The organism is Acinetobacter sp. P1(2025), from assembly GCF_051390655.1.
Classification (GTDB): Bacteria; Pseudomonadota; Gammaproteobacteria; order Pseudomonadales; family Moraxellaceae; genus Acinetobacter; species Acinetobacter junii.
On sequence record NZ_JBPKBJ010000022.1, the window covers coordinates 16,715 to 42,851 of the forward strand.

The following is a 26,137-nucleotide window of genomic DNA, read 5'->3' on the forward strand; positions in this document are numbered from 1 at the left end:
TATCTTACTTGTAAAAGTCTTATATCGTGTTATTTTTCTGAGCACTTCCCTTTAACCAGTCAATTACGAAAACACCGTTTACTCTTAATTCCTTATCAAGAAAATGAACGATATTGATCTTTTCCGTAATTACTCTACTTTTTAACTAATTTATCGCAAATTTTCAATTTTATATATGGCAAAAATTAAAACTGTTTATCGATGTGAACAATGTGGCGCCGATCATCCAAAATGGGCAGGACAATGCTCTGAATGTGGAGAATGGAATAGCCTCGTAGAAGTTCGCATAGAGCCAATCGTATCCCACAGAGCGCAATCAAAGATGGGAGGCGGTTATGCAGGTCAAGCAGCGAGCATCACAACTCTAAATAAAATTTCCGTTTCACATGAAACTCGTCTAGCTACTGGGATTGGCGAATTTGATCGCGTACTCGGTGGCGGTTTAGTGACTGGATCAGTCGTTTTAATCGGTGGTGACCCCGGTATCGGAAAATCGACCATCTTATTGCAAACAGCTACTCACATGGCAGCAGCTAAAAGTTCCGCTCTTTATGTCACAGGTGAAGAATCATTATCACAAGTCGCTTTACGTGCGCAGCGATTAGATTTACCTACAGACCAGCTCAAAGTAATGGCTGAAACCTGTGTGGAAAGAATCTGTGAAGTATTAGCTCAAGAAAGACCAGCCGTTGCGATTTTAGACTCAATTCAGACCTTATATACAGAAACCTTACAATCTGCACCGGGTGGTGTCTCACAAATCCGTGAATCAGCCGCCCTACTCACACGTTTTGCAAAAAATAGCGGAACAGCGTTATTTATCGTGGGGCATGTAACTAAAGAAGGTGCTTTAGCTGGACCACGTGTGCTTGAACATATGGTGGATTGCGTACTGTATTTCGAAGGTCAGTCGGATTCTCGATATCGTATGATTCGAGCCGTGAAAAACCGTTTCGGAGCAGTCAATGAGCTAGGTGTCTTTGGCATGACCGATAAAGGGTTACGAGAAGTCGCCAATCCCTCCGCTATTTTCCTCAGTCGTTATGATGAAGCCATTCCGGGTTCAATTGTGATGATTAGCCGTGAAGGCACTCGCCCATTACTCGTCGAAGTCCAAGCTCTTGTTGATGATGCACATGCTCAACCTCGGCGTGTTGCATTAGGACTTGAACAAAATCGTCTGAACATGCTGCTTGCAGTAATGCATCGACATGGTGGTGTTCAAACTGCGGGACAAGATGTTTATGTCAATGTCGTAGGTGGATTAAAGATCACGGAAACAGGTTCAGATCTAGCGGTATTACTCGCCTGCGCTTCAAGTTTGCGTGGTAAAGCATTACCACAACAACTGGCTGTTTTTGGTGAAGTTGGTTTATCGGGAGAAATACGCCCTGTTCCGAATGGTCAGGAACGGTTAAAAGAAGCGGCAAAACATGGTTTTAAATATGTGATTTTACCGAGAGCAAATGCGCCACAAAAAAGTATTGATGGTGTTCAAATCATTGCTGTAGCTCGTTTACATGAAGCATTGACTGAAGCAATGCAGCTTAGTGATGAGCTGACATAAAAAAACATACTTTTTTAGTTGAAATTATCAACGAATACCTTCATAAATACACTTACATCTTGGAATTAAATAGGAATTTTCGATGCAAGTACACCAGCGTGGCTTGATGGCAGCTTTATTGATGGCAACATTGGTCGCAGCACCAGTTGCAGAAGCTAAACGTGCGGGCGGTGGCAAAAGTCATGGTATGACTCGTTCAACAACGACGACTCAATCTCAGCCAACTACAACTCAATCGTACCAACAACCTACAACTAAAACTACGACGACTCAAAAATCAGGTCCAGGCGTAGGTTCTATGGTTGCTGCTGGTGTAGCAGGTGCTGCTGTAGGTGCAGTTGCTGCAAATGCATTGGCAGATGACAACAATCCTACCTCTGCTGAGCAGCAAGCTGCGCAAGAAGAGGAAAAAGGTGGTATCCCAGGTTGGTTATGGGTACTCCTAGCTGCTGCAGTTGCATTCTTTGTATTCCGTAAATTCGGTGCAAAAAAAAAATTAGCCGCAGCTAATCCATATGCTCCAAATAATAACGGTCAAAACAACTTTGGCCGTCCTGTAAGCCCACAACCAACTATGCGTCAAACGGCTGGTGACAACACCAATATTTTTGGTCAATCAGTTGGTGGTGGCGTTGCGACTCAGGCTCCGTTTGGTGGTGCCTCAATGAGCAGTGGCAACCAATTACCTGATGGGACTGAACCTGCTGCTTTCCTTCGTATTGCACGCCAACGCTTCAATCACATTCAATCTGTAAATAGCGCAAGCAATATCGAAGAAATTCGTCGTTACTTGACTCCTGAGCTTTATAACTCAATGTATAGCGACATCATGGCTAACCAAGACCAAGATGTGGCTGAGTTTAGCAATCTCAATGCGATGGTTGCTGAAAGCACAACTGAAAATGGACAATATGTGGTTAGCGTTCGTTTCACAGGTACGGTAAGTGAAGATTTAAATAGCTTGCCACAACCATTTACTGAAATTTGGCACTTTGTTAAACCTGTTGGCTCGCAACAAGATTGGGTTGTTGCAGGAATCCAACAAGCATAATTGCTAATATCATTTGAAAAAGGAGCTATTCAATAGCTCCTTTTTTATTGGTGCAATTATCTGAGAAATAAAAAAAGCCACTCTCGATTTCTGAGAATGGCGGAGTGTAAACGAAATTTAAGTAAAACGTTGTTTACAATAAGGATAACCAAACATATAGGCATCTTCATAATAATTAATATTTGTTAGGAAACATATTCCACATTTGGGGAATAGCCTTCACTTATTTGAATTTTTAGATGCACATGCTGCTGATTTGAATTTCATAGATGGATAGTTTAGTGCAAAGCTAAAAATGACTAGTTACAACGTAAAAAAAGAGCTGTAATCAATGTTTAAAACAATCTATTGGTTCAGGTGACTAAGCCTTTGCTTAGCAACAGATATACTAATAGTGCAATCAGCTCAAAAGATTAAAGCAATAAAAAAGCCTTGCCGAAGCAAAGCTTTTATTTCTGTTCTAAATCTTCTAACTATACTTAAGACACAAACTGTAGGAATACCCAGTACAAGCCACCTGACAAACAGATCGTTGCTGGCAAGGTAAATACCCAAGCTGAAAGAATGGTACGTACTGTCGCAAAATTCAAACCTGATTTATTTGCCACCATCGTACCTGCAACCGCACTATTCAAAACGTGTGTTGTTGATACAGGCATACCTAAACCATCAGCAGCTGCAATCGTACTCATCGCAACTAATTCCGCTGACATACCTTGACCATAAGTCATGTGGTTTTTACCGATACGCTCACCCACTGTGATCACGATACGTTTCCAACCCACCATCGTACCTAAACCAAGAGCAAGCGCGACTGCGACCTTCACCCAGTTTGGAATGTATTGTAAGAACGAATCTAAGTTACTACGATATTCTTTTACCAATTTTTCTTGGTCTTTATTCATTTCAGGTAAAGCATCTGCTTTATCTAAACGTTTAAATGTCGTTGTACTTAAATACATGTCATTACGAATTTCACTCACAGCAGCTTCAGGAATATCCTTTAAGTTGCCATAAGTCGCTACACGATCACCCAAATGAGAGGTCATGCTAGCAAGAGCAGGAACAACTTCTGGGGTTTGCTCTTTGGTTTGAATAAATTTCGTCAAAACTTCGCGAGCTTTTTCATCAGATAATTCATTCTGATTGACATTCAATACTGTCGCTGTTTGAGCCGAAAGCTGTTCGAATGATTGTAGATGTTGAGCATCTAAGTTTTTATTCAATGAATAAGCCAAAGGAACTAAACCAATCAAAATCAACATGATTAAGCCCATGCCTTTTTGACCATCATTTGAACCGTGCGCAAAACTTACACCCGTACAGGTAAAGATTAAAATCGCACGAATAAGTGGTGGTGGTGGTTTGTTACCAACAGGAGGTTGGAACAATTCCAATTGGCGCTTAAAGATTGTTTTAACCAGTAAGAATACAATTGCTGCAAATGCAAAACCGATCAAAGGAGAAAATAACAATGCCTTCCCGACTTTGATGACTTGATCCATATCAATGCCACTGGTTGCACCAGTTGATGCATTTAACAAGTGATTCATGATCCCCACACCCAAGATCGAACCGATCAAAGTATGAGAACTTGATGCAGGAATACCTAAGAACCAAGTTCCTAAGTTCCACAGAATCGCTGCAATCAACAGTGCAAAAACCATAGCAAAGCCAGCACCACTGCCGACATTCATGATCATTTCAACTGGAAGTAATGCAATAATTCCGTAAGCAACTGCTCCACTTGCCACCATAACTCCAAGAAAGTTACAGAAGCCAGCCCACATCACTGCAACAGGTGCAGGTAAGGCATTGGTGTAAATTACGGTTGCTACAGCATTCGCTGTATCGTGAAAACCATTTACAAACTCAAAACCTAAGGCAATGAATAATGCCGTAGACAAAAGAATAACTGAATATAAACTCAAAGGTGGTACATGCGCTAAATCAGCACTCACCTGAAATCCAATATATATAAGTGTTGAAACAATGATCGTCAAAAACACCGGCATAAAGAATTTCGGTGTAGGTACATGTACATTCGTCGATTTTGCCGAAGAGTTGGCAAGCGGTGAATCCGAAACAGGAGGAATATTAGAATTCATGTAGACGGTTAGAGGATAAAAAAATCCCCTGTATTGTTTAATTAAATTATGACAATTATATGACAAAGAGATGTCATATAAAGCTGATATTTCATCATTTCAGCTCATCTTGTGATGTTTTTTGTTCTAATCTTTAATCTATTAAATTAAATATCCCTTTAAATACAATATGATATAAAAACAAAAAGTCTTAAAAACTGTTTGTCTGATTTTGCAACAAATGCTACAAAATATGACATCAATTTGTCATATTTCAGTTCATTCGCTGGTTTTTGGAGCATTATTCCTCATAATTATTACAAATTAATGAAGGTTTTGTGACACATCAAAATTGAACTGAAGAATCAGTGCTCTGTGTTGTTGAAAATACGCGCTTTCTGTTCGCTTCTGTTACAATGCCTCAGCTTTTTATATTTGCCATATACTGGGGTTCCTTATGTCCACGCTTGCCACCCTAAAATCTCTTCTCGCCCAACGCATCTTGATTATTGATGGTGCAATGGGAACCATGATTCAACGCCATAAATTAGAAGAAGAAGATTATCGTGGTGAACGTTTCGCAGATTGGGCTTCTGATCTCAAAGGTAATAATGACCTTTTAGTACTGACTCAACCGCAGATTATTCAGGGTATCCATGAAGCTTATCTGGATGCTGGTGCAGACATTATTGAAACCAACAGCTTCAATGGTACACGTGTTTCAATGTCAGATTATCACATGGAAGATCTTGTACCTGAGATCAACCGTGAAGCAGCACGTCTCGCGAGAGCTGCGTGTGATAAATACTCTACCCCAGATAAACCACGATTCGTGGCAGGTGTACTCGGCCCTACATCACGTACATGTTCGATCTCACCGAACGTCAATGATCCAGCATTCCGTAATATTACTTTCGATGAACTAAAAGAAAATTATATCGAAGCAACACACGCCTTAATTGAAGGTGGTGCTGACATTCTATTGATCGAAACAGTTTTCGATACCTTGAACTGTAAAGCGGCAATCTTTGCGGTCAAAGAAGTCTTTAAGCAAATCGGTTATGAACTTCCATTGATGATTTCAGGTACGATCACAGATGCCTCAGGTCGTACATTGACAGGTCAAACTGCTGAAGCATTCTGGAACTCAGTACGTCATGGTAATTTGCTGTCAATTGGTTTTAACTGTGCATTGGGTGCAGATGCAATGCGCCCTCACGTTAAAACGATTTCTGACGTTGCAGATACCTTTGTTTCTGCCCATCCTAATGCTGGTTTACCGAATGCATTTGGTGAGTATGATGAAACCCCAGAACAAACCGCAGCCTTTATTAAAGAATTTGCTGAGAGTGGTTTGATCAATATTACTGGTGGTTGCTGTGGTACCACACCAGATCATATCCGTGCGATCTACCAAGCTGTTAAAGATATTCCACCACGTAAAATTCCTGAGACTGTTCATGCTTGCCGTTTGAGTGGTTTAGAACCATTTAATATCTATGATGATTCTTTATTCGTAAACGTTGGTGAACGTACTAACGTTACAGGATCAAAAAAGTTCCTTCGTCTCATCCGTGAAGAAAATTTTGCAGAAGCTTTAGAAGTCGCTCAGCAACAAGTTGAAGCTGGTGCGCAGATCATTGATATCAACATGGATGAAGGGATGCTCGATTCGCAAGGTGCGATGGTGCATTTCCTGAACCTCGTCGCTTCAGAACCTGATATTTCACGTGTGCCGATCATGATTGACTCATCGAAATGGGAAATCATTGAAGCAGGTCTAAAATGTGTTCAAGGTAAACCTGTTGTAAACTCGATTTCCTTAAAAGAAGGTTATGACGAGTTTGTGGAAAAAGCTCGCCTTTGCCGTCAGTATGGTGCAGCAGTTATTGTCATGGCTTTTGACGAAGTTGGTCAGGCAGATACCGCTGAACGTAAGCGTGAAATTTGTAAACGCTCATATGACATTTTAGTCAATGAAGTTGGCTATCCAGCTGAAGATATTATTTTTGATCCAAACGTGTTTGCAGTGGCAACAGGGATCGAAGAACACAATAACTATGCCGTAGACTTTATTGAAGCGACTGGTTGGATCAAACAAAACTTACCACATGCCATGATTTCTGGTGGTGTTTCTAACGTTTCGTTCTCATTCCGTGGTAATGAACCTGTACGCGAAGCGATTCACTCAGTATTCCTCTATCATGCCATCAAACAAGGCATGACTATGGGTATCGTAAACGCTGGTCAGATGGCGATTTATGACGATATCAATAAAGAGCTGAAAGATGCTGTTGAAGATGTTGTACTTAACCAAAATCAAGGTGAGACAGGTCAAGCAGCAACTGAAAAACTTCTAGAAGTTGCTGAAAAATATCGTGGTCAAGCGGGTGCTACCAAAGAAGCTGAAAATCTTGAATGGCGTAATGAGTCTGTCGAAAAACGTCTTGAATACGCTTTAGTTAAAGGTATTACCACGTATATCGATCAAGATACTGAAGAAGCACGTTTAAAATCAAAACGTCCGCTTGATGTGATCGAAGGCCCATTAATGGACGGCATGAACGTTGTGGGTGACTTGTTTGGTTCAGGAAAAATGTTCCTTCCTCAAGTCGTTAAATCTGCACGCGTCATGAAACAAGCTGTAGCATGGCTCAACCCATACATTGAAGCTGAAAAGTCAGAAGGACAATCTAAAGGTAAAGTCCTGATGGCAACGGTAAAAGGTGACGTACACGATATTGGTAAAAATATTGTGGGTGTTGTCTTGGGTTGTAATGGTTATGACATCGTTGACCTCGGCGTGATGGTACCTGCAGAAAAAATTCTGCAAACGGCAATAGATGAGAAATGTGACATCATTGGTTTGTCAGGTTTGATCACCCCTTCTTTGGATGAAATGGTCTTTGTTGCCAAAGAAATGCAACGTAAAGGTTTTAATATTCCTCTATTGATCGGCGGTGCAACCACATCAAAAGCACACACCGCAGTTAAAATTGATCCTCAATATTCGAATGATGCAGTAATTTACGTCGCGGATGCTTCACGTGCAGTGGGTGTCGCAACCACCCTACTTTCTCCTGAAATGCGCGGTAACTTCATTGCAGAGCATCGTGCTGAATATGCCAAGATTCGTGAACGTTTAGCAAATAAACAACCGAAAGCTGCAAAATTGAGTTATGCAGAATCAGTCGAAAACGGTTTTAAAATTGATAATCACTATGTACCACCAAAACCAAATGCTTTGGGTACACAAGTTATTAAGAATTATCCGCTTGAAACCTTAGTTGAATATTTTGATTGGACACCATTCTTCATCTCTTGGAGTTTGGCGGGTAAATTCCCGAAAATCTTAGAAGATGAAGTGGTCGGTGAAGCAGCGACTGATCTTTATAATCAAGCGCAAGCGATGCTGAAAGACATCATTGAAAATAAACGTTTCGATGCCCGTGCTGTGTTTGGCTTATACCCTGCTCAGCGTACTGGTGCAGATACCGTCAGCGTATTTGATGAATCAGGTCAAAATCGTACTCACACCTTTGAGCACGTACGTCAACAATCAGACAAAGTGACAGGTAAACCAAACTTGTCTTTGGCAGATTATATTAAGCCTTCTGAACAACCTGAAGATTATCTCGGTGGTTTTACGGTGTCGATCTTTGGTGCTGAAGAATTGGCAAATGAATATAAAGCCAAAGGTGATGACTATTCAGCGATTCTGATTCAGTCTTTAGCGGATCGTTTTGCAGAAGCATTCGCTGAGCATTTACATGAGCGTATCCGTAAAGAGTTCTGGGGCTATAAAGCAGATGAAACGTTGAGTAATGAAGAACTGATCAAAGAGAAGTATGTCGGTATTCGTCCTGCGCCAGGTTATCCTGCTTGCCCAGAGCATTCTGAAAAAGCGGTGTTATTTGATTGGTTAGGCTCAGAAGAAAAGATTGGTACAAAACTGACTGAACACTTTGCCATGATGCCGCCTTCTTCTGTAAGTGGTTTCTATTATTCGCATCCTCAAAGTGAATACTTTAATGTGGGCAAAATCTCTCAAGATCAACTTGAAGATTATGCAAAACGTAAAGGCTGGACTCTCGATGAAGCGAAACGCTGGTTAGCACCGAATTTAGATGATTCGATTGGATAAGCCATAAAAGAAAATCCCCTCAGTTGAGGGGGTTTTTATTAATCACCATTCAAAACGCTCACTATTTTGTTTATCTCTTTCTGCCTCTATCTTCGCTTGCTGATCAATAGCAACTAACCATTCTTTTTCTTTAGAAATAATAAGTGACTCTAATTCAGGAAATACCGATATTATTTTATCTTTCAGAGAATAAATATACTGTAATCTTGTTTGCATAGCTTGCGACCAGGAACCTGAGAAAACACCTCTCATCCTTAATATGTGATGATCAAAAAGTATATTTATTAGATTAGGTTTATCATTACACATATCAATCAAAGTGATTAACAGGTCTTTCCACACAATAGAATTTTGGTTTTCCTCACTAGATGGTTCTCTTTTTTTACTGTGATATAGCCTTGAATTTTTCACCCAAAAATTTATTTTTTCTTGATCGGAGTCAATCCAATCTAGTACCATTTTTTCATCTGCATAAGCAAGTACTTTGTCTATGTCATTCTGCCAAAATTTAGACATAAAATTTTGATCTTCAACGAACTCATCAATAAATTTACTAGTGTTACTTTCGATCAGCAGTCTTAATAATTTAAACTTTTTATCTTCACGATGAAAAGAGATATAAGATTCACTACTAAAATTCTCTTTAATATCATTAAATATTCTATTTTGGTAAAACTCGCCACAACCTAGTAAAACTTGCAAAGCTTCTTCAAAGTGATTGAAAGCATCCTCAGAACTAATAAACTCAGGGACATAGTCTAATAAAATAGATTGATATTTTTCAGGTAATTGTTTTTGAAAATAGCATTCTTCCATCAACTCGTATCCAACCATTTGATGAGGACCAACCAAAATCATCGTATCAGCAACCATTTCAAATTGTTTACTGGAAATTTTGCTATGCTTTTTTAACCATGCTAACCTTAAATTACGATTTAAATTAATTTTTTCTGTAAGTAATAAAGTGGTAAAAAAATCAAAATCTTCATCTGTTTTACAACTATAAAATAAGTATATACCGATTATTTTATTGAATCGTTCATCATTTACAAAGAATTCAACCAAGATTTTATATTCGTTAATATTTTTACTTCTAAACCCTTTCAGAATTCCAAAAATAAATTCAGAATAATTTAAACTTTCATCTACATTTATAGTTTTCAAAATCTGAATGCAATCATTTACTGACTGAAAGGCAGCTATACAACTTTCCCCTAAACTTTGCAAATACTGATTACCAATCCAACCAATTCTTGGATTGAGTAATATTTCAAAATTCTCTTTAAGAACCTCAATATTCTGAAGTTGAGAAGATATATAGTTAATTAATTCATCATAATTATCAAATTCAGGAATTGGAATTGCATAATCTTCATTACTATCTTTAGCTAGACGATATAAATAGTGATCATTCACCAATATATAAGATTTTATTAGTTCTGAAATATTGCTTTTTTGAGGTCTCAAGCTTTCTTCCAAGACTTCTAAATCTGATAATAATTTTGGTGCTTTAATTTTCAGCTCATCACTATTCCATTGAATAATATTCAATAGTTGTGAATGAGCATCTGAGAAATATAGTCTTTGATTAAATCTTTCTAAATATGTTTTAACAATATCAACTTTTCCACATTTCCAAATAATATTTTTAAGGCTATTTTTAAAAATCTCTCGTGCTTTGCTATTATTATGATTATCTAATTCATCTAGCACACTAAGTAAAAACTCAATCCACCCGCAAATTTCACTATAAGTTTTCGGCTGATAACTATACTCACTAGTCTGAGAATTTTCGGAATACTCTCTTACTAGATAACTCCCCTCATAGAAATTCAGTGCTTTAGATAAACAATCTAACAGCATCGACTCATATTCGGGCATCACTTTTAATTGATTCAGAGCGTCCTTTTTTTGCTCTAAATTTGCCATTGTTTCAGATGTATAAAGGCTAAACAACGATGTCACTAAATCTCTAATAGAATTATTTCTCTCATCTTCTTTTTCATCTTTAGCAAAATAAATTAGTAAGTCAAAAGCTTTTTTAAAATTATGGGGTTGATAGGCTAAAGATCGTATTAATCTAGAAATTTCAAAAAAATGTGTATTTTCTCTAGTTAAAAAATAAGGGGCAGCATTATGTTTTTGCTCTAGTAATTGTAATATTTGATCTTCCGAGATATGGGCAAGTAATCTGAATTTAACCAAATCCTGTGCATCATATTGATCATTTAAAAGTTTTTGCCCTAACCATCCAGTAGAAGAAAACCATGATGTCACTAATTCTTGTACCTTAGGGACATCATGCAAATAGCTTAAACGTTTAATACAAGACATCTGCAAACGAGGAGGCATATTTTGAATAAACTCATGTAGCTGTCTTACTAACTTCCTTGAAATACATTCTTTAGCTAAATGATTTGCTAGTACATGAGGTAAAATTGCACGCCATTTCCCTCGCTGTTGAACAATGTCTTTATTATTTAGCTCTTCAATTCTTTCAATTGCGTCATAACTATCAACTCTTGCAAATTTCGATAAATAATCTAATTCAGAATATTCTTCGCCTACATCCTCTAAATTAAAGGAATAAACTAATGCACAATTTTGAGCGACTTTATATAATTCATTATTACGCTGCCCTCTTTGCCAAAAAAGCCGCTCAAACAACTCGGAACTCGTAAGTAATGCCAAGTTATCAGTGCGTTCAATGTTAGAGGCTACTGCTAAAGCTAACCGATAGTTTCCCCCTGAAAAATCAGCAATTTTTCTTGCATTCAAATTATTAATTTGGGGGTAATGTCGTTCAATCACTTCCTTGATTATTTCAGTACTATTTGGTTTTAATTTGTAAACTTCCGTACTCTCAGGCAAATCGTCTTGAACATCATACTCAATAGTTAATAGTGCAATTTGAGTATCTTTAATTTTCTTCGTTAAACTGCCATGAGCATCTTGTCCACAATTATCGATAATTAAAATATAAGGTTGCTGTTTCTGAATGAGCTCTTCTACAAAATGCTGAGGCTGTGGATTAGGCGAATCACCAAAATCACAATACCAAACCTTTTTAATATCTAGGCTATTGATTCCGACACGATCATCGAAAAGGGCTTGCGCAAAGCGCGTTTTGCCTACACCTGAGAGTCCTACTAATCTTATAGAATTTCCACCTGTTGATAATTTTTCTCGGATTGTATTTATGCCATCAATCACACTAATTTCATTTTTATTATGATCTCTAGGTACAATAACTTTAACATCTTCATCGATTAAGTATTCCCCTTCAACTTTGTCTTTTGTATTTGACCAATCATCATAGCGTTGCCAACCTTCTAGCTTTTGCTCTGTGAAGAAGTATTTAGCTAAATCATCATGCGCTAAGCAAACGAATTCAGATTCAAAAAATGAAGCATCTCTCCATTCAAGATCAATCATTAATTCTTTAGCTTTAGCTTTAATATCTATTAAAGCCTGAGGGGACATCATCTTTTTTTCAATTCTATTGTATGCTTCTCCCCAAAACTGATTTGTATAAACCAATATTTTAGTTAGCGTGGGGTGATCTCTTTTTGCTTTATCTAGCATTTCTAGAAAGTCATCTTTATGCGTAGAAAGACTCGTAGAATAAAACTTGGCTTGAAAGCCAATAACTTCACCCTCTTTTTCAATTGGATTTTTTTCAATTCCAGACTGATTTTTAAATCCAAACCAGCCTTTGGGTAAATTGAATTCTCGGCAAAATAATAAATAAGCAAACCATTCAAATGTCACTTGTTGATTATTTGAAAATTTTGCTGAAAAAATTTCCCAATTTGGCTGAATCATTCCTTTACCTTATTAATATAAGACTTCTATATAATCATTAATTATAAACGAAAATCATACATAACATTCGCAAATGTGAGAAGTTAAGCTTCGCAATAAAAAGATTCAATATTTGGAATTGACTGTTAAATTTAATATATCCGCTCCACAGACAGCATCGATCTCTTTCAAAAAACTGATTTTTTATATTTAATTTACAAATAGTTATTTTCATAAACTAGATTATCACAAAGCTAATCTACTACAACCCCTTATTTTAATTTCTAAGTAGACATTCGCTCCACAAACAACACACCATCTAAATGATCAACTTCATGTTGAACAATGCGGGCAGGAAAACCCTCAAACGTTGTTTCAATCACCTCACCTTGTAAAGTGTGATAACGCACTTTGACACTCTGTGCTCGTTGCACTTGCCCACGCTCATCAGGAACACTTAAACATCCCTCTTCCCCCAAACAAGTCGCATGAGAAAATTCCAAAATCTCAGGATTAACCATCACCACAGCATCCATTTCAGGGGCATCGGGATAACGAGGATTGGGACGAGATGCCACGATAATCACACGCTTGGAGATATAAACCTGTGGCGCAGCAATTCCAACACCATTACGCTCCAACATCGTCGCATGCATCGCAGAAGCCAGTTGCAACAACCATTCACTATTAAACTCTGCATCTGAGACTAAAGCTGCTTTAATTTTTAAAATCTCTTCACCGCGTTGTGCTACTGGCAAAATTACACTCATCACAGAACCTTATAATTTTTAAATCGAACCTAGATTGATACTATTGGATAATGAATTTGGCTTCTATCATTTTCATTTAAGAATCTTGTCATAATATTTTCTAATAAAAAAACATATGGAATTGACATGAATGCACTAACGCTTTATTTGAGTGTTCTTTTTAGTTCGATTGGCTTAGGCTATTTTATATATGGTAAGAGACAGAAAATGACTGTGCCTCTGATCTGTGGCTTATTGCTTATGCTATTTACTTATTTTATTGAGAGTACAACTATGATCAGTATGATTGGGCTAATACTTTCCATAGTTCCTTATTTTCTGCGCTTCTAGACAATAAAAAAACTCCCCTTCATCAAACCTTTCTTCGTTAGATCAGTCGATTCAGGAGAGTTTTATTTTCAGCTTAAATTAAAGCTGTTTCTTTAATTCATCTTCTACAATTTCAATTTCAAGTTGGCTAAATTTACGAATTTCGCCTTCAGCATGCTTTTCAAGCATACCGCCAATCAAAGGTACTTTTACTTTCACATTCCAAGTCAGTGAAATATCTACTTTTTCACTATTACCTGTAACTTTACGTTCAGCTTTTGCTTCTAAAGGAAGGTTTGCGCCAAGTTCTACAGTCGAAGTTAGATTTTTAAGATTAGTGATATCTGAACGTTTTAAGCGGAATGCATTTTTTAATAATTTTTTAGCAACATCTGGAATGCTGACGTCAAGATTATATTCACGACGTAAAGTATAAATGTCACCATTTACATTTGATTCAAGAATTTCGAGGTTATCGCCAGGGATACGTTTACACACCGCTTCATGCAATGAGGTTTGAGCAACTAATCGTGTAAAATCTTCAATTGAAACACCGTGAATTGTTTCATTAACCGTAAATTGATGCGCCATTTTAAAATTTCCGTTTCGTTTTATTTGGGATTTCATCTCTGCTCGGAAGTATAGCATTGAGATAAAAATCGCAAAGGCTGTTCACTCTAAAATAGATGACTGCTCGGATTAATTATTTTTATTGTAGTCATGTCGCATGCCAAGTTTTACTGTGACCTTTTCAGTTCGACTGATATATAGATAGTGTCGCCCATACTCTATGATGGCGTAAAATTGCTCTGCCCCATCATCTAAGCCTGTCGCAGACCAAGTCGTACCTTGCGGAAACTCATCCAACCATTCTGCTTTATAAAAATCCGACACAGAATCAAATCCCAAATATTGATCAGGATCAGCCATGATTTTCGCAGCAACCTGATCAAACTTCTGCTGTTTAAATGCTTCTAAATTGAGTAACACTGAGATTCCTTTAGGTTAAAGTTCGATTAATAAAAAGAAGCAAACAGTCATGTGAGTTTTAAAGTAAATTACAAAAATACCGATATTTTGTTATATCTCTATTTTGCTGTGGAATTTACTGTATTGCAGCAATATTTTCAGTTTTATCATACATTTTTGATCATGGTCTAATTTGCTAGACGACGTTCAATATGCTATCAACATAATATAACTTTATCTTTTTACAACGATAAACAATAAGGAGCAAATATGTCTTATCAAAATATTTTAGTTGCAGTTGATGACTCTCCAATTTCTTATGCAGCCGTTGAGCATGCGCTGTCTTTAGCTAAATTATCTGGGGCAAAGGTCACGGTATTGAGTGTTGTTGCGGTTGATCCTTATGTGGGCGTAGATTTTTATCAAGTTGCACCCGCAATTACAGAGCATTTTATGCAAGCAGAGGCGCATGCTAAAACACAGTTGCAAGATATCGCTCAGTCATTTACCCGTGATGGAATTCAAGTAACCACCAAAATACATCATGGTCCTGCTAGCGAAGGGATTATCTTTGTCGCAGAGGAAGTCGGCGCTGACTTAATTATTATGGGTTCTCATGGTCGTACTGGCGTTAAACGTTTATTACTCGGTAGCGTAGCACGTGCTGTATTGACCGAATCACATATCCCTGTGTTGATCGTCAAACAGTAATAAACAAAGCTTCGAAAAAAACCTTGTGATTTTGCACAAGGTTTTTTCATTTTTTAAATTTATTAATTAACTTGCAGCTTGATAAAACGGTGCATCACCATTAATGGTGGCGCGGTGCATAATTCGATGCGCATCACCATAATCAAATAAAGCCTTATGCTGTGTGCAACGATTATCCCAAATCGCCACATCGCCTTCTTGCCATTGCCAACGTAAATGAAACTGCTCATGAGTCGCGTGGGCGAATAGATATTGCAATAACTCAGCACTTTCTGATTCATCTAGCTCATTAATACGTGTGGTGAAACCTTCGCTCACAAACAAAATCGGCTGTCCTGTCACAGGATGGGTTCTCACCACAGGATGAACAACGGGTGGATTACGTTTGAAGGTTTCTTCCAATTTCTTACGCTCAACGTCATTATGCGCAAAACGTTCAATCGGGAAAGACTGACGAATATCGTGTGTAGCCGTTAAACCTTTCAACTTTTGTTGCAAGCTTTGATCCAATGCAGTAAATGCGGCTACTCCACTCGACCACAATGTATCACCACCTACAGGTGGAATCTTGATGGCTTGCAAGACACACCCTAATGGCGGATTTTGACTGAAAGTCACATCAGTATGCCAAAGCTCGTTGTCACGTAAATCTTGCTTCCAGCTGTCTAGAACAATAATTTCAGGCACATTTTCTACTGTCGGGAAAATAGGATGAATATGTAAAGAACCAAAGCCACGTGCAAGTTCAGCTTGAGCCTGAGGTGCAAGCTGCTGATTGCGGAAGAAAATTACATGATGATCCAGCAAAGCCTGTTGAATTTGTTGTGTGGTATTTTCATCAACCGTATTTAAATCAACATCGTGAATAATTGCACCAATGGTTGGTTGAATAACTTCAATATTTAACGTCATCTTCTACTACTCACACTTATAACTGTTGACCATACCAAGGAGAGAGTTGCTTCTGTAACCAACGCAAAAACAACTCAAAACTCACTGCAACGATCGCAATAACAATAATGCCGAGAACCACAGTATCGGTAATCAAGAATTGAGCTGCTGACTGCACCATAAAACCAATACCACGATCTGCTGCAACTAATTCTGAAGCCACTAGAGTCGACCAGCCCACACCTAAACCAATACGAATACCCGTTAAGATATGCGGTAAGGCCGTCGGCAGAATCACATGCCAAAACACTTGCGATTGGCTTGCGCCTAAAGATAAGGCTGCACGCTCACGATTGAGCTGATGGCTGATTACGCCATGAGTGCTACTAATAATGACTGGTGCAAGGATTGAAAAGAAAATCAAAAGTACTTTAGTAGTTTCACCAATCCCGAACCAGATCACCAATAATGGCAAATAGGCTAGAGGGGGTATGGGACGTAACAGCTCAACCAAAGGATCAAGTACCGCGCGCACCCATTTGTTCAAGCCCATCCATAAACCTAAAGGCACACCAATCGCAATTGCAGCAAATAAAGCCAATAAGACACGAGAAATACTGGCGGCTAAATGTTGCCATAAAGTCGCTTTCATAAAGCCTTGTTGACTGACTTCAAGAAACTTCTGCCATACCGCATGTGGGCTTGGCAAAAACAAACTTGGAACAATTTTTAAAGCAGTGATCAAATACCAAATCACCAGCACACTGATAACGCTCGATAAACTAAGCACCAAACTACGATGACGCGCGAAAAAATCACCTACAGCATTTCGTCCTGAAGCTGATTTTTTCGGCTCAATTTGTGCAAATTCTGCTGTGTTACTTAGCTCATAGGCTGTATTTTTTGCTTGTCCCGTCATACAGTCACCTCATACCCTGCTTGTTTCTGTACACGTAGGCGTTCAAACAATTGCTCACGTAATTGAATAAATTTTGGATCGGATTTAATTGTTCGAATTGATTCGCCTTGCTTATAGCGCTCTGCAAAATCTAGTTTTAAAGTTTCAACGATCTTTCCTGGGCGAGTTGTCATCAATACCAGTTGATTGCTGAGCAATAATGCTTCTTCAATGTCATGGGTAATGAGGAAAAAAGATTTATTTTGTTGAATCCATAAATCCAACACCAACTGCTGCATGGTTTCACGGGTAAATGCATCCAGCGCAGCAAAAGGTTCATCTAATAAAATAAAGGCTGCATGGCTAATCAAGGCACGTGCAATACCAACACGCTGTTTCATACCACCTGACAGTTCCCAAATATTGGCTTGTGCAACATGGCTCAAACCTACTATCTTCAGGATGGATTCTACTTGCTGATGAATATGTTGTTCTTTTAAACCCTTAAGTCGTAAAGCAAAACCGATATTTTCAGAGACATTTAACCAAGGTAATAGCGCATGATCTTGGAATACCACTGCACGGCGAGCATCAGGTGTCGTTAGTACTTCATTATCAAGTTTGATCTGTCCTGAACTTGGTTTTTGAAAACCAGCCAAAATATTGAGCAATGTGGTTTTTCCACAACCAGACTCACCCAAAATTACCGTCAAAGTACCCTCTTCAATTTTGAGATTAATATCTTGCAAAACAGGCACGGTCTGGTTTGGAAAAGTTAGATGAAGATGCTCAGCAGCTAATACGCTCATTTCGATCTCCTATGGTTGTAAGAATTGAGTCGTGACATTGGCTTGATAGTTAGGTTTTACTTGATCCACCTTGCCTTGGCTTCTTAAGAAAGTGGCTGTATCGAAAATGTTCTCTGCAAATTCACCAGATAAAGTGGCTTGTTGCTGCTGACGATCAAGGTATATATTTCCAGAAAGAAGCAATGGAATATCTTTGGCATCAGAACCCGTCAATTGTGCGATTTTCTGGATGTTGTCTGCATTTTGCTCAAATGCTTTAGGATCTTGGTTATAGCTTTCAATCTGCTTTAAGCTGGTTCTCACGAAGGCTTTTAAGAATTCTGGATTTTTCTCAGCGAAATCTTTACGAACCACCCATAAATCATAGGTTGGTGCGCCCCACTCGCCGACTTGTTTCGAGTCTGTTAAGACATGACCAGTGGCTTTGACTTTGCTTAAGGCAGGTTCCCAAACATAGGTCGCATCAATATCACCACGCTCCCAAGCTGCTGTGATTTCTGGTGGACGTAAGTTAATAATCTTGACTTGGTTATCCGCAATATTCCAATGCTTAAGTGCTGACAATAGGCTGTAATGCGTGGTTGAAACGAATGGCACAGCAATGGTTTTACCAATCAAATCTTGCGGGTTTTTAATGCCTGATTTGTTGCTCACCACCAATGCCTCTGAACCGCCTAATTTAGCCGTCACCAGAAAGACTTCTATCGGTAAATCACGACTTGCAGCAGCAGCCAAAGGACTAGAACCGATATTGCCGATCACTACATCACCCGAAGCCAATGCATTAACTACATCTGAACCAGCATCAAATTTACGCCATTGAATTGCTTGATTAGTATCACGTTCATATTCTCCATTTGCCTGTGCAACCTTGGTCGGATCAACACCTGTTTGATAAGCTATCACAATAGCTTTGTTGTTTTTAGACTGAGCTGGTACAGCATCTTTTTGATTTTGATAGATAATAAAAGCAACAATCGCCACAAGGACGATCGCTGTTACAATCAATGGCTTGGTGTTCTTGATGCCCATAATTAGATGATCTTTCAATAATATAGGCTTATGGTATGCGTCACACTTTATGATTAAAAATAAGAAAAAATGCGTTGTTTATGCAATTTAAAGATATATAAGCTAGATTCTTTGATCTTTAGACGTGAAATAAATTTAAGAAAAGTCATCAATTTGAATTATCAAATCAATAAAATATATAAAGAAATAAATTGGATTCATCTAGAATCATCACCTTCGTATGATGTGCCATAAACTCGCGATATTCAAAAAATAAACGCTCTATTTGAGAATGATTATGCAGCAATCTGATGCAACAACCGCACCTGACCACGTTCCTTTTTGGCAAGCCTTTTTATTTTGGCTAAAACTTGGATTTATTAGTTTTGGTGGACCCGCAGGTCAAATTGCAGTGATGCATCAGGAGCTAGTTGAACAAAAGCGCTGGATCTCTGAAAAACGATTTTTACATGCACTCAACTATTGTATGTTATTGCCTGGACCTGAAGCTCAGCAACTTGCTATCTACATCGGCTGGTTAATGCACCGTACTTTAGGTGGTTTAGTGGCAGGCATTCTATTTGTACTGCCTTCGTTGTTTATCCTGATTGCCTTGTCATGGATTTATGTACAGTTTGGAGATGTCCCAATTATCGCAGGTTTATTTTATGGAATTAAACCAGCAGTCACGGCAATTGTCTTTCATGCAACTTATCGTATAGGTAGTCGTTCACTCAAGAATAAATTCTTATGGCTCATTGCAGCCGCAGCATTTATCGCAATATTTTTCTTTAATATCCCATTTCCATTGATTGTATTCAGTGCCGCAATACTTGGATATTTACTCAGTAAAAAGCAGCCACATTTATTTAGTCAGCAAGCATCTCATCAAAGTAATCAAAAAAATTATGGTGCAGCACTGATTGATGACAATACACCACCACCTGCCCATGCTATTTTTCGCTGGGCGAATCTCGCTAAAATTATTCTTATCGCAGCATTTTTATGGTGTATTCCGATCTTACTGTTGACCTTCAGCCTAGGCTGGCAACACGCTTATACTCAAATGGCATGGTTCTTTACTAAAGCAGCCTTGCTTACTTTTGGCGGAGCATATGCTGTGTTGCCTTATGTCTACCAAGGTGCAGTGAATTATTACGGATGGTTAAACCCAACTCAAATGATTGATGGATTGGCACTCGGAGAAAGTACACCTGGCCCTTTAATTATGGTTGTCGCATTTGTAGGATTCTTGGGTGGTTTTAATCAAGCTTTACTCGGAACTGAACATCTGTTTCTTGCAGGTGCCATGGGTGCAGTAATTGTTACTTGGTTTACCTTTCTCTTTTCCTTCGTTTTTATTTTCGCTGGCGCACCACTAATTGAATCTACACATAACGAACTTAAGTTTACCGCACCACTCACTGCGATCACCGCTGCTGTTGTAGGTGTCATTCTTAATCTTGCTCTATTCTTTAGCTATCACGTGCTATGGCCAAATGGTTTTGATCATGCATTTAATTACGAAGCGGCAATCATTACCGTTGCAGCGATGATCGCACTCTTTAAATTTCAGATTAATGTTCTTTACGTGATCTTTGCTTCAGCACTTTGTGGTTTGATCCTATATCTCTTTGTTTAAACTATTAAGCTAGAGTTGAGTTATTCGACTCTAGCTTCAGTCTCAGAAATATTAAATATGATGAATCTCAACTGAGGCATGCACAATTTCTTCATGTATGGATAGCTCACGTTTGACTTGATCAGGAGTCAAATCAGCTATCGATGTTTCCAATCCTAAAATACAAGAGAATTTGCCTTTCCCAACTTTCCATACATGTAGGTCTGTGATTTCTACGTGTGGAAGTTGGGCAATTACATCCTTTATTTCTTGTACCACGGGGTGCCCCATTTCAGCATCTAATAAGGTTTTACCTGTTTCTTGAATTAATCCCCAAGACCATTTGGCAACCAGTAATGCACCAATAATTCCAAGCAAGGCATCTAGAAAATTCCAGCTAAAATATTTTGCAGCAAATAAAGCAATAATTGCGAGCACTGAAGTCACTGCATCTGCCACTACATGCAAAAATGCGGCTTTTTGATTTAAATCATGGTGATGATGGTGATGCTCATGTCCACTATCATGTAATAACCATGCACAGACCAAGTTTATAAGTAAACCTACAACCGCAATTGGAATCGCTTCATTGAAATGAATCGTAACGGGATTAAATAATCGTTCAATCGACTGAATCCCCATCAGTAGCGCAACGACCAACAATAGAATAGCACTGCTATAGCCTGCTAAAATTTCTATTTTCCATGTTCCAAAACTAAATCGGGAGTCACTTGCATACTGTCGAGCCATTCGATAAGCAAAGTAAGCCAAACCTAGTGCTAGCATGTGGGAACTCATATGCCAACCATCAGCCAGTAATGCCATCGAATTAAAAATCCATCCCCCTAAGATTTCTAAGATCATCATCACAGCGGTTAAAATTGTGGCGATCAAAATCTTTTTCTGGGCTAAAGGATTTCCCTGATCAAATTGATGAGAATGGCGTCTTTCTAGGTTAGTATGCTGCATTTGCTTTAACTTTAAAATATACTCCCCCTCAGTATATATTTTTTCAGGAAAAATGTATGTCTCATCTACACCATGACAAAAAAATTCTAAATCGAGTGAAGCGCATTCAAGGACAAATTACCGCGGTTGAAAAATCATTAACCGATCCAGAGAGTTCATGTATCGAAGTTTTACAGCAAGTCGCCGCGGTTAAAGGTGCTGTAAATGGTTTAATGAATCAATTAATTGAACAACACTTAAAAGAACACGTACTAAAGGATGCTGAACATATTAATGAAGAAGAAATAGAAAAGTTTCTTGCTTTATTACAACGTTATTTATAGATACCAAATCTCGTGAGTGAGTTGTTCGATTTCTGATTTATCATGACTCACATACAGCATCGGAATTTTTATCTCTGCTTTGATTTTTTGAAAGAAAGGAATAATCTCTTTTTTGTGCGCGGAATCAAGAGCAGAAAGTGGTTCATCTAATAGTAATAATTGTGGTGAGTACAGCAAGGCACGCCCAAGAGCAACACGTTGTTTTTCCCCTCCTGAGAGCTTAATCGGCATCCTTTGAGTTAAATGATCCAATTTAAGCAATTCAACAATATAATCGAGTTCAAAGTGTCGCTGCTCGGGGCAAATATGTTTGAAACCAAACAATAGATTCTGCATTACATTTTTATGAGGAAATAACTGCGCATCCTGAAATACCAAACCAATCCGACGCTGTTGTGTACTCAGGTTAATGTTCTGTGCCCGATCAAACCATGTTTGATTTTGTATTTTAATCCAACCTGATTGAGGTTTAATCAACCCAGCAATACTATGCAAAATCGTGGTTTTTCCTGAACCTGAAGCGCCAAATAAACCAATCACAGACTGATCAGATTGAAAGCGTTGATCTAGAGAAAATTGTCCTTGGGTAAGTTGGATATGACAATCAATCATGCTTAACGACCACGTTTATTTTTCTGATAACGATTGAACCATTGCGCAAACCATAGAGCAAAGAAAGCTACAGATAACGATAAGATAATTAAACGCCAAACTGCAGCTTCAGTATCAGGTTGCTGCATCAAACTATACATGGCTAAAGGCAAAGTCCGTGTTTCACTGGCAATATTCCCCACGAAGGTAATGGTTGCGCCAAACTCACCTAAACTTCGGCAAAAACATAAAATACTTCCCACCAAAATTCCGCTGCTTGCAAGTGGCAAAGTTACCTGCATAAATGTGCCGAATGCAGAAGCCCCTAAAGTTTTTGCAGCCATTTCTAAACGCTGATCCACCAGTTCAATCGCCAATCGAATTGATTGTACGAGTAAAGGAAAGCCCATTACCGCAGATGCCAATACTGCTCCTTTCCAATTAAACGCAAACTCCAATCCTAGTGGTGCTAGATATTGTCCTATGATGCCTCGATTGCCAAAAATTTGAAGTAACAAATAACCAGGTACAACTGGTGGTAACACTAAAGGTAAGAAAACCAGTGTTTCAAATAGTGATTTACCCCAGAACTCTTTCCTAGCTAAAATCCAAGCAATCAAAATTGCTGGGATTAAACTCACAATCAAACATGTTGCTGCCACTTTAGATGACAGTAGCAACACTTCAAGTTCTTCAGGAGTCAGAATCATCATTTAATTACTTAAGTACGCTAAAACCATATTTTTTAAATACTTTTTTTGCCTGACTGCTTTGTAAAAACTTATAGAATTTCATTGACTCTGTATTCTTCTTTACTAAACCTATTGGATAAATAATAGGTTGATGGGTATTTTCTGGAAATGTTCCAATGATGACGACATTTTTGCTGATCGCTGCATCAGTAGCATAAACAATTCCTAACTGACATTCACCAAGTGCCACAAAGTTTAAGGCTGCACGTACATCTTCTGTTTCCACTAGACGAGTTGAAACCTTATCCCACCAGCCGATCGAATTCAAAGCCTGCTTTGCATATTTCCCCACAGGTACACTCTTAGTATCACCTGTACACCATTTACCTTGAGCAACCCTAGTGAAATCAAAACTTTTATCTATTTTTAATTTGATTGGACGAGCTTTAGGAGCAATCACTACCAAACGATTACCCAATAAATTCACGCGATCATTTGCCGATACCAACTGTTTTTTTTGCAAATAATCCATCCATTGAACATCTGCTGATATAAAAATATCAGCTGGCGCACCTGCTTCAATTTGTTTGGCTAAAGTTGATGAACCTGCATAAGATGTTTGGATTTGAACTTTATTTTTCTGCTCATAGATCACATCTAATTCATTGATCGCATTGGTTAAACTTGCAGCTGCATATACTGTAACTTTATCCACCGCAAATGCTTGTGTGTGGCTAAATAAGCCGACGCATACAGCCAAAGCATATCGGTATTTTTGTATCATCACCAATGGAACGACCTCATCCTTAGAATTCGATATATTCTTGCGAACATATCGCTTAATAAAGATACACTAAAAAAGAAAGATTAAGTAATCCCTAATTTTCTAATAGTTATATAAATTAAATACAAAATCGAGTTGTTTTCTAAGAATTAGATTTCTATATAAAATTAAGTAGCCGGAAAAAAAAACCACATCGTGAGATGTGGCCAAAGGTGTAGCCATGCTTGAACTGTCATGCTGCATTTTTAGAATAAGCGAGAAAACTTAATTTAATATTAAGTCAAAAAATAATTTATTTAGCTTTATTCCGAATGTTTAAAATTCGATTGTTTGAATGAATCATTTTTAAACAACAAGTCATTCAAGGATCTTATATTCACAAGAATTTTACAGTACTGCACCTATATTAAAATTTTGTACTGGTGACAAGCCTATGCGGTACGGCTTAATCTTAGGAGATCAGCTTTCAGAGCAAATTGCCACACTCAAAGTGCTTGATAAAGATCAAGATCTCATTTTGATGGCGGAGTTGGTTGAAGAAGCTACCTATGTGCAGCACCATCCTCAAAAAATCGCATTTATTTTCAGTGCAATGCGCCATTTTGCAAAATCATTAAAAGCACAAGGTTGGAAGATTCGTTATCAAACATTTGACCGTACACAAGCTGCTCAAGGATTTATTGATTTTATCCAAGCACAATTAGAAAAAAATCCAGCTGATGCATTGATCATCACAGAAAGTGGTGAATTTCGATTACAACAAGCGATTGAAACCACATGGTCTAAGCAACTTAAAATTCCAGTACAAATCCTTAATGACGATCGTTTTTTTTCCTCTCCCCAAGCTTTTCGCAACTGGGCTTCAAATACCAAAACCTTACGCATGGAATTTTTCTATCGAAAGCTAAGACAGCAAACCGGTTACTTAATGAATGGTAATGAGCCAATCGGTGGGAGATGGAATTATGATACCGAAAATAGACAAGCTTGGAATAAGAATGACCCAATCCCCTCAGCTCTACAATTTCATCGAGACCAAATTGACTTAGATGTCATTGAATTGGTTAAAACAGAATTTAAAAAACATATCGGTCAGATCAATCATTTCAACTGGGCAACGACTCGACAACAAGCCCTAGAAGCACTCCAATATTTTATTGATTATCAATTAATTCATTTTGGTCAATATCAAGATGCAATGGTCACTGGGAAAGATTACCTCTTTCACAGTCTGCTTTCTCCCTATCTAAATTGTGGTCTACTTTCTCCAAAAGAAGTCTGTGATGCTGCGCAACAAGCATACTTTGATCATCATGTTCCGCTAAACGCTGCTGAAGGTTTCATCCGTCAAATCTTAGGTTGGCGTGAATTTATTCGAGGAATATATTGGTTAAAAATGCCAACTTATCCTGATTTAAATGAGTTAGAGGCAGATCGTAACCTTCCTGATTATTTCTGGACAGCTGAAACAAAAATGCTATGTTTGCGTGAAGCTTTAAGAAATTCTTTGGAAAATGCTTATGCCCATCATATACAACGATTAATGGTGATTGGGAACTTTACTTTATTAAATGGTATTTCACCTAAACAAGTGAATGATTGGTATCTCAGTGTTTATGCAGATGCTTTTGAATGGGTGCAGCTACCTAATACTCACGGTATGGTTTTGTTTGCAGATGGTGGTCTCGTGGCAAGTAAACCTTATGCAGCTTCAGGGAACTATATTCATCGTATGTCTAACTACTGTCAGAACTGCCACTACAATGTCAAAACCAAAACTGAACAAGATAGCTGTCCTTTCAATAGCTTATACTGGAATTTCTTAGCCAAACACCGTGTTTTCTTTAGCTCCAATCACAGAATGTCAATGATGTATAAACAATGGGATAAGCTTAGCCAAGATGATCAAAATACAATTTTGACTCATGCGAATGATCTACAAAAACGTATCGAAGAACTCTAATCATGCATAAGAAACTTCATTTACCTGAAAAAATTTGTGCTTATTGTTTACGCCCTTTCACATGGCGAAAAAAATGGGAAAGAAGCTGGGGTGATGTGAACTTCTGTTCCCAAAAATGTAAACAGCTTGCTAAGCGAAAAGCGAAGATAGATGTGAACAATCACACCTGACTG

Annotated in this window: 22 protein-coding genes; 9 read left to right on the forward strand and 13 right to left on the reverse strand. The window is 38.1% G+C overall.

Features of this window, described 5'->3' with window-relative positions:
• Nucleotides 1-175 precede the first annotated feature (175 nt).
• Together radA and ACSC97_RS07495 are read left to right on the forward strand one after the other, a co-directional pair.
• Nucleotides 176-1,567 carry a DNA repair protein RadA gene (gene radA / locus ACSC97_RS07490; protein WP_004952884.1) on the forward strand — a complete coding sequence of 464 codons (1,392 nt, stop codon included), beginning with the start codon at nt 176-178 and terminating at the stop codon, nt 1,565-1,567.
• Nucleotides 1,568-1,649: 82 nt separating this feature from the next.
• Complete coding sequence (locus ACSC97_RS07495) at nt 1,650-2,618, forward strand: Tim44 domain-containing protein (RefSeq protein ID WP_004913693.1); 969 nt, start codon at nt 1,650-1,652, stop codon at nt 2,616-2,618.
• 479 nt (nt 2,619-3,097) lie between these two features.
• On the opposite strand, the gene ACSC97_RS07500 is transcribed toward ACSC97_RS07495, so the two are convergent.
• Nucleotides 3,098-4,726 carry an inorganic phosphate transporter gene (locus ACSC97_RS07500; RefSeq protein WP_004952882.1) on the reverse strand — a complete coding sequence of 543 codons (1,629 nt, stop codon included), beginning with the start codon at nt 4,724-4,726 and terminating at the stop codon, nt 3,098-3,100.
• A gap of 436 nt (nt 4,727-5,162) precedes the next feature.
• Here ACSC97_RS07500 and metH point away from each other — a divergent pair, with 436 nt between their 5' ends.
• Complete coding sequence (gene metH / locus ACSC97_RS07505) at nt 5,163-8,849, forward strand: methionine synthase (RefSeq protein ID WP_436660172.1); 3,687 nt, start codon at nt 5,163-5,165, stop codon at nt 8,847-8,849.
• A gap of 42 nt (nt 8,850-8,891) precedes the next feature.
• On the opposite strand, the gene ACSC97_RS07510 is transcribed toward metH, so the two are convergent.
• Entirely contained in the window at nt 8,892-12,674 is a 3,783-nt protein-coding gene (locus tag ACSC97_RS07510; protein ID WP_436660174.1) for a hypothetical protein, read from the reverse strand.
• A 263-nt stretch (nt 12,675-12,937) separates the two neighbouring features.
• Entirely contained in the window at nt 12,938-13,423 is a 486-nt protein-coding gene (gene def / locus ACSC97_RS07515; protein WP_436660176.1) for a peptide deformylase, read from the reverse strand.
• A 126-nt stretch (nt 13,424-13,549) separates the two neighbouring features.
• On the opposite strand from def, the gene ACSC97_RS07520 reads away from it, so the two are divergent.
• A complete protein-coding gene (locus ACSC97_RS07520) occupies nt 13,550-13,753 on the forward strand; it encodes a hypothetical protein (protein WP_005403039.1) in 204 nt (67 codons plus the stop codon).
• A 78-nt stretch (nt 13,754-13,831) separates the two neighbouring features.
• Here the strand turns inward: ACSC97_RS07520 and ACSC97_RS07525 are convergent, their stop codons facing one another.
• Both ACSC97_RS07525 and ACSC97_RS07530 read right to left on the reverse strand, forming a co-directional pair.
• Complete coding sequence (locus ACSC97_RS07525) at nt 13,832-14,323, reverse strand: DUF2505 family protein (protein ID WP_004913708.1); 492 nt, start codon at nt 14,321-14,323, stop codon at nt 13,832-13,834.
• A gap of 108 nt (nt 14,324-14,431) precedes the next feature.
• Nucleotides 14,432-14,722 carry a hypothetical protein gene (locus ACSC97_RS07530; RefSeq protein WP_004913710.1) on the reverse strand — a complete coding sequence of 97 codons (291 nt, stop codon included), beginning with the start codon at nt 14,720-14,722 and terminating at the stop codon, nt 14,432-14,434.
• 249 nt (nt 14,723-14,971) lie between these two features.
• On the opposite strand from ACSC97_RS07530, the gene ACSC97_RS07535 reads away from it, so the two are divergent.
• Nucleotides 14,972-15,412 carry a universal stress protein gene (locus tag ACSC97_RS07535; RefSeq protein WP_004913714.1) on the forward strand — a complete coding sequence of 147 codons (441 nt, stop codon included), beginning with the start codon at nt 14,972-14,974 and terminating at the stop codon, nt 15,410-15,412.
• Between the two features lie 66 nt (nt 15,413-15,478).
• Here ACSC97_RS07535 and tauD read toward each other — a convergent pair whose 3' ends face one another.
• From tauD to tauA, 4 genes are read right to left on the reverse strand one after another with little or no spacing between them, the layout of a single operon-like run.
• Nucleotides 15,479-16,324 carry a taurine dioxygenase gene (gene tauD / locus ACSC97_RS07540; RefSeq protein ID WP_436660179.1) on the reverse strand — a complete coding sequence of 282 codons (846 nt, stop codon included), beginning with the start codon at nt 16,322-16,324 and terminating at the stop codon, nt 15,479-15,481.
• A gap of 16 nt (nt 16,325-16,340) precedes the next feature.
• Nucleotides 16,341-17,222, reverse strand: a complete 882-nt coding sequence (tauC, locus tag ACSC97_RS07545; protein ID WP_436660181.1) for a taurine ABC transporter permease TauC — start codon at nt 17,220-17,222, stop codon at nt 16,341-16,343.
• Complete coding sequence (locus ACSC97_RS07550) at nt 17,219-18,010, reverse strand: taurine ABC transporter ATP-binding protein (protein ID WP_436660183.1); 792 nt, start codon at nt 18,008-18,010, stop codon at nt 17,219-17,221. Before ACSC97_RS07550 ends, tauC begins: the two co-directional genes overlap by 4 nt.
• A 9-nt stretch (nt 18,011-18,019) precedes the next feature.
• Complete coding sequence (tauA, locus tag ACSC97_RS07555; RefSeq protein ID WP_436660185.1) at nt 18,020-19,060, reverse strand: taurine ABC transporter substrate-binding protein; 1,041 nt, start codon at nt 19,058-19,060, stop codon at nt 18,020-18,022.
• Between the two features lie 259 nt (nt 19,061-19,319).
• Here tauA and chrA point away from each other — a divergent pair, with 259 nt between their 5' ends.
• Complete coding sequence (chrA, locus tag ACSC97_RS07560) at nt 19,320-20,663, forward strand: chromate efflux transporter (protein WP_436660187.1); 1,344 nt, start codon at nt 19,320-19,322, stop codon at nt 20,661-20,663.
• Between the two features lie 51 nt (nt 20,664-20,714).
• On the opposite strand, the gene dmeF is transcribed toward chrA, so the two are convergent.
• Nucleotides 20,715-21,611 (reverse strand): CDF family Co(II)/Ni(II) efflux transporter DmeF, encoded by an 897-nt coding sequence (gene dmeF, locus ACSC97_RS07565; RefSeq protein WP_436660189.1) that lies wholly within the window; start codon nt 21,609-21,611, stop codon nt 20,715-20,717.
• Nucleotides 21,612-21,667: 56 nt separating this feature from the next.
• On the opposite strand from dmeF, the gene ACSC97_RS07570 reads away from it, so the two are divergent.
• Nucleotides 21,668-21,934 (forward strand): metal/formaldehyde-sensitive transcriptional repressor, encoded by a 267-nt coding sequence (locus ACSC97_RS07570; RefSeq protein WP_169109049.1) that lies wholly within the window; start codon nt 21,668-21,670, stop codon nt 21,932-21,934.
• Here the strand turns inward: ACSC97_RS07570 and ACSC97_RS07575 are convergent.
• Genes ACSC97_RS07575 through modA form a run of 3 tightly spaced genes read right to left on the reverse strand, consistent with a single transcriptional unit; the run spans nt 21,929 to nt 24,001 of the window.
• Nucleotides 21,929-22,546 (reverse strand): ATP-binding cassette domain-containing protein, encoded by a 618-nt coding sequence (locus ACSC97_RS07575; protein WP_199955353.1) that lies wholly within the window; start codon nt 22,544-22,546, stop codon nt 21,929-21,931. The two genes, ACSC97_RS07570 and ACSC97_RS07575, sit on opposite strands and share 6 nt — an antisense overlap.
• A 2-nt stretch (nt 22,547-22,548) precedes the next feature.
• Nucleotides 22,549-23,238 carry a molybdate ABC transporter permease subunit gene (gene modB / locus ACSC97_RS07580; RefSeq protein WP_004952841.1) on the reverse strand — a complete coding sequence of 230 codons (690 nt, stop codon included), beginning with the start codon at nt 23,236-23,238 and terminating at the stop codon, nt 22,549-22,551.
• 4 nt (nt 23,239-23,242) lie between these two features.
• A complete protein-coding gene (modA, locus tag ACSC97_RS07585; RefSeq protein ID WP_436660200.1) occupies nt 23,243-24,001 on the reverse strand; it encodes a molybdate ABC transporter substrate-binding protein in 759 nt (252 codons plus the stop codon).
• Nucleotides 24,002-24,434: 433 nt separating this feature from the next.
• On the opposite strand from modA, the gene ACSC97_RS07590 reads away from it, so the two are divergent.
• Together ACSC97_RS07590 and ACSC97_RS07595 are read left to right on the forward strand one after the other, a co-directional pair.
• A complete protein-coding gene (locus ACSC97_RS07590) occupies nt 24,435-25,964 on the forward strand; it encodes a cryptochrome/photolyase family protein (protein ID WP_436660193.1) in 1,530 nt (509 codons plus the stop codon).
• 2 nt (nt 25,965-25,966) lie between these two features.
• On the forward strand, nt 25,967-26,134 hold the full coding sequence (locus tag ACSC97_RS07595) for a DUF2256 domain-containing protein (RefSeq protein ID WP_416689110.1): 168 nt from the start codon (nt 25,967-25,969) through the stop codon (nt 26,132-26,134).
• Nucleotides 26,135-26,137: the final 3 nt, after the last annotated feature.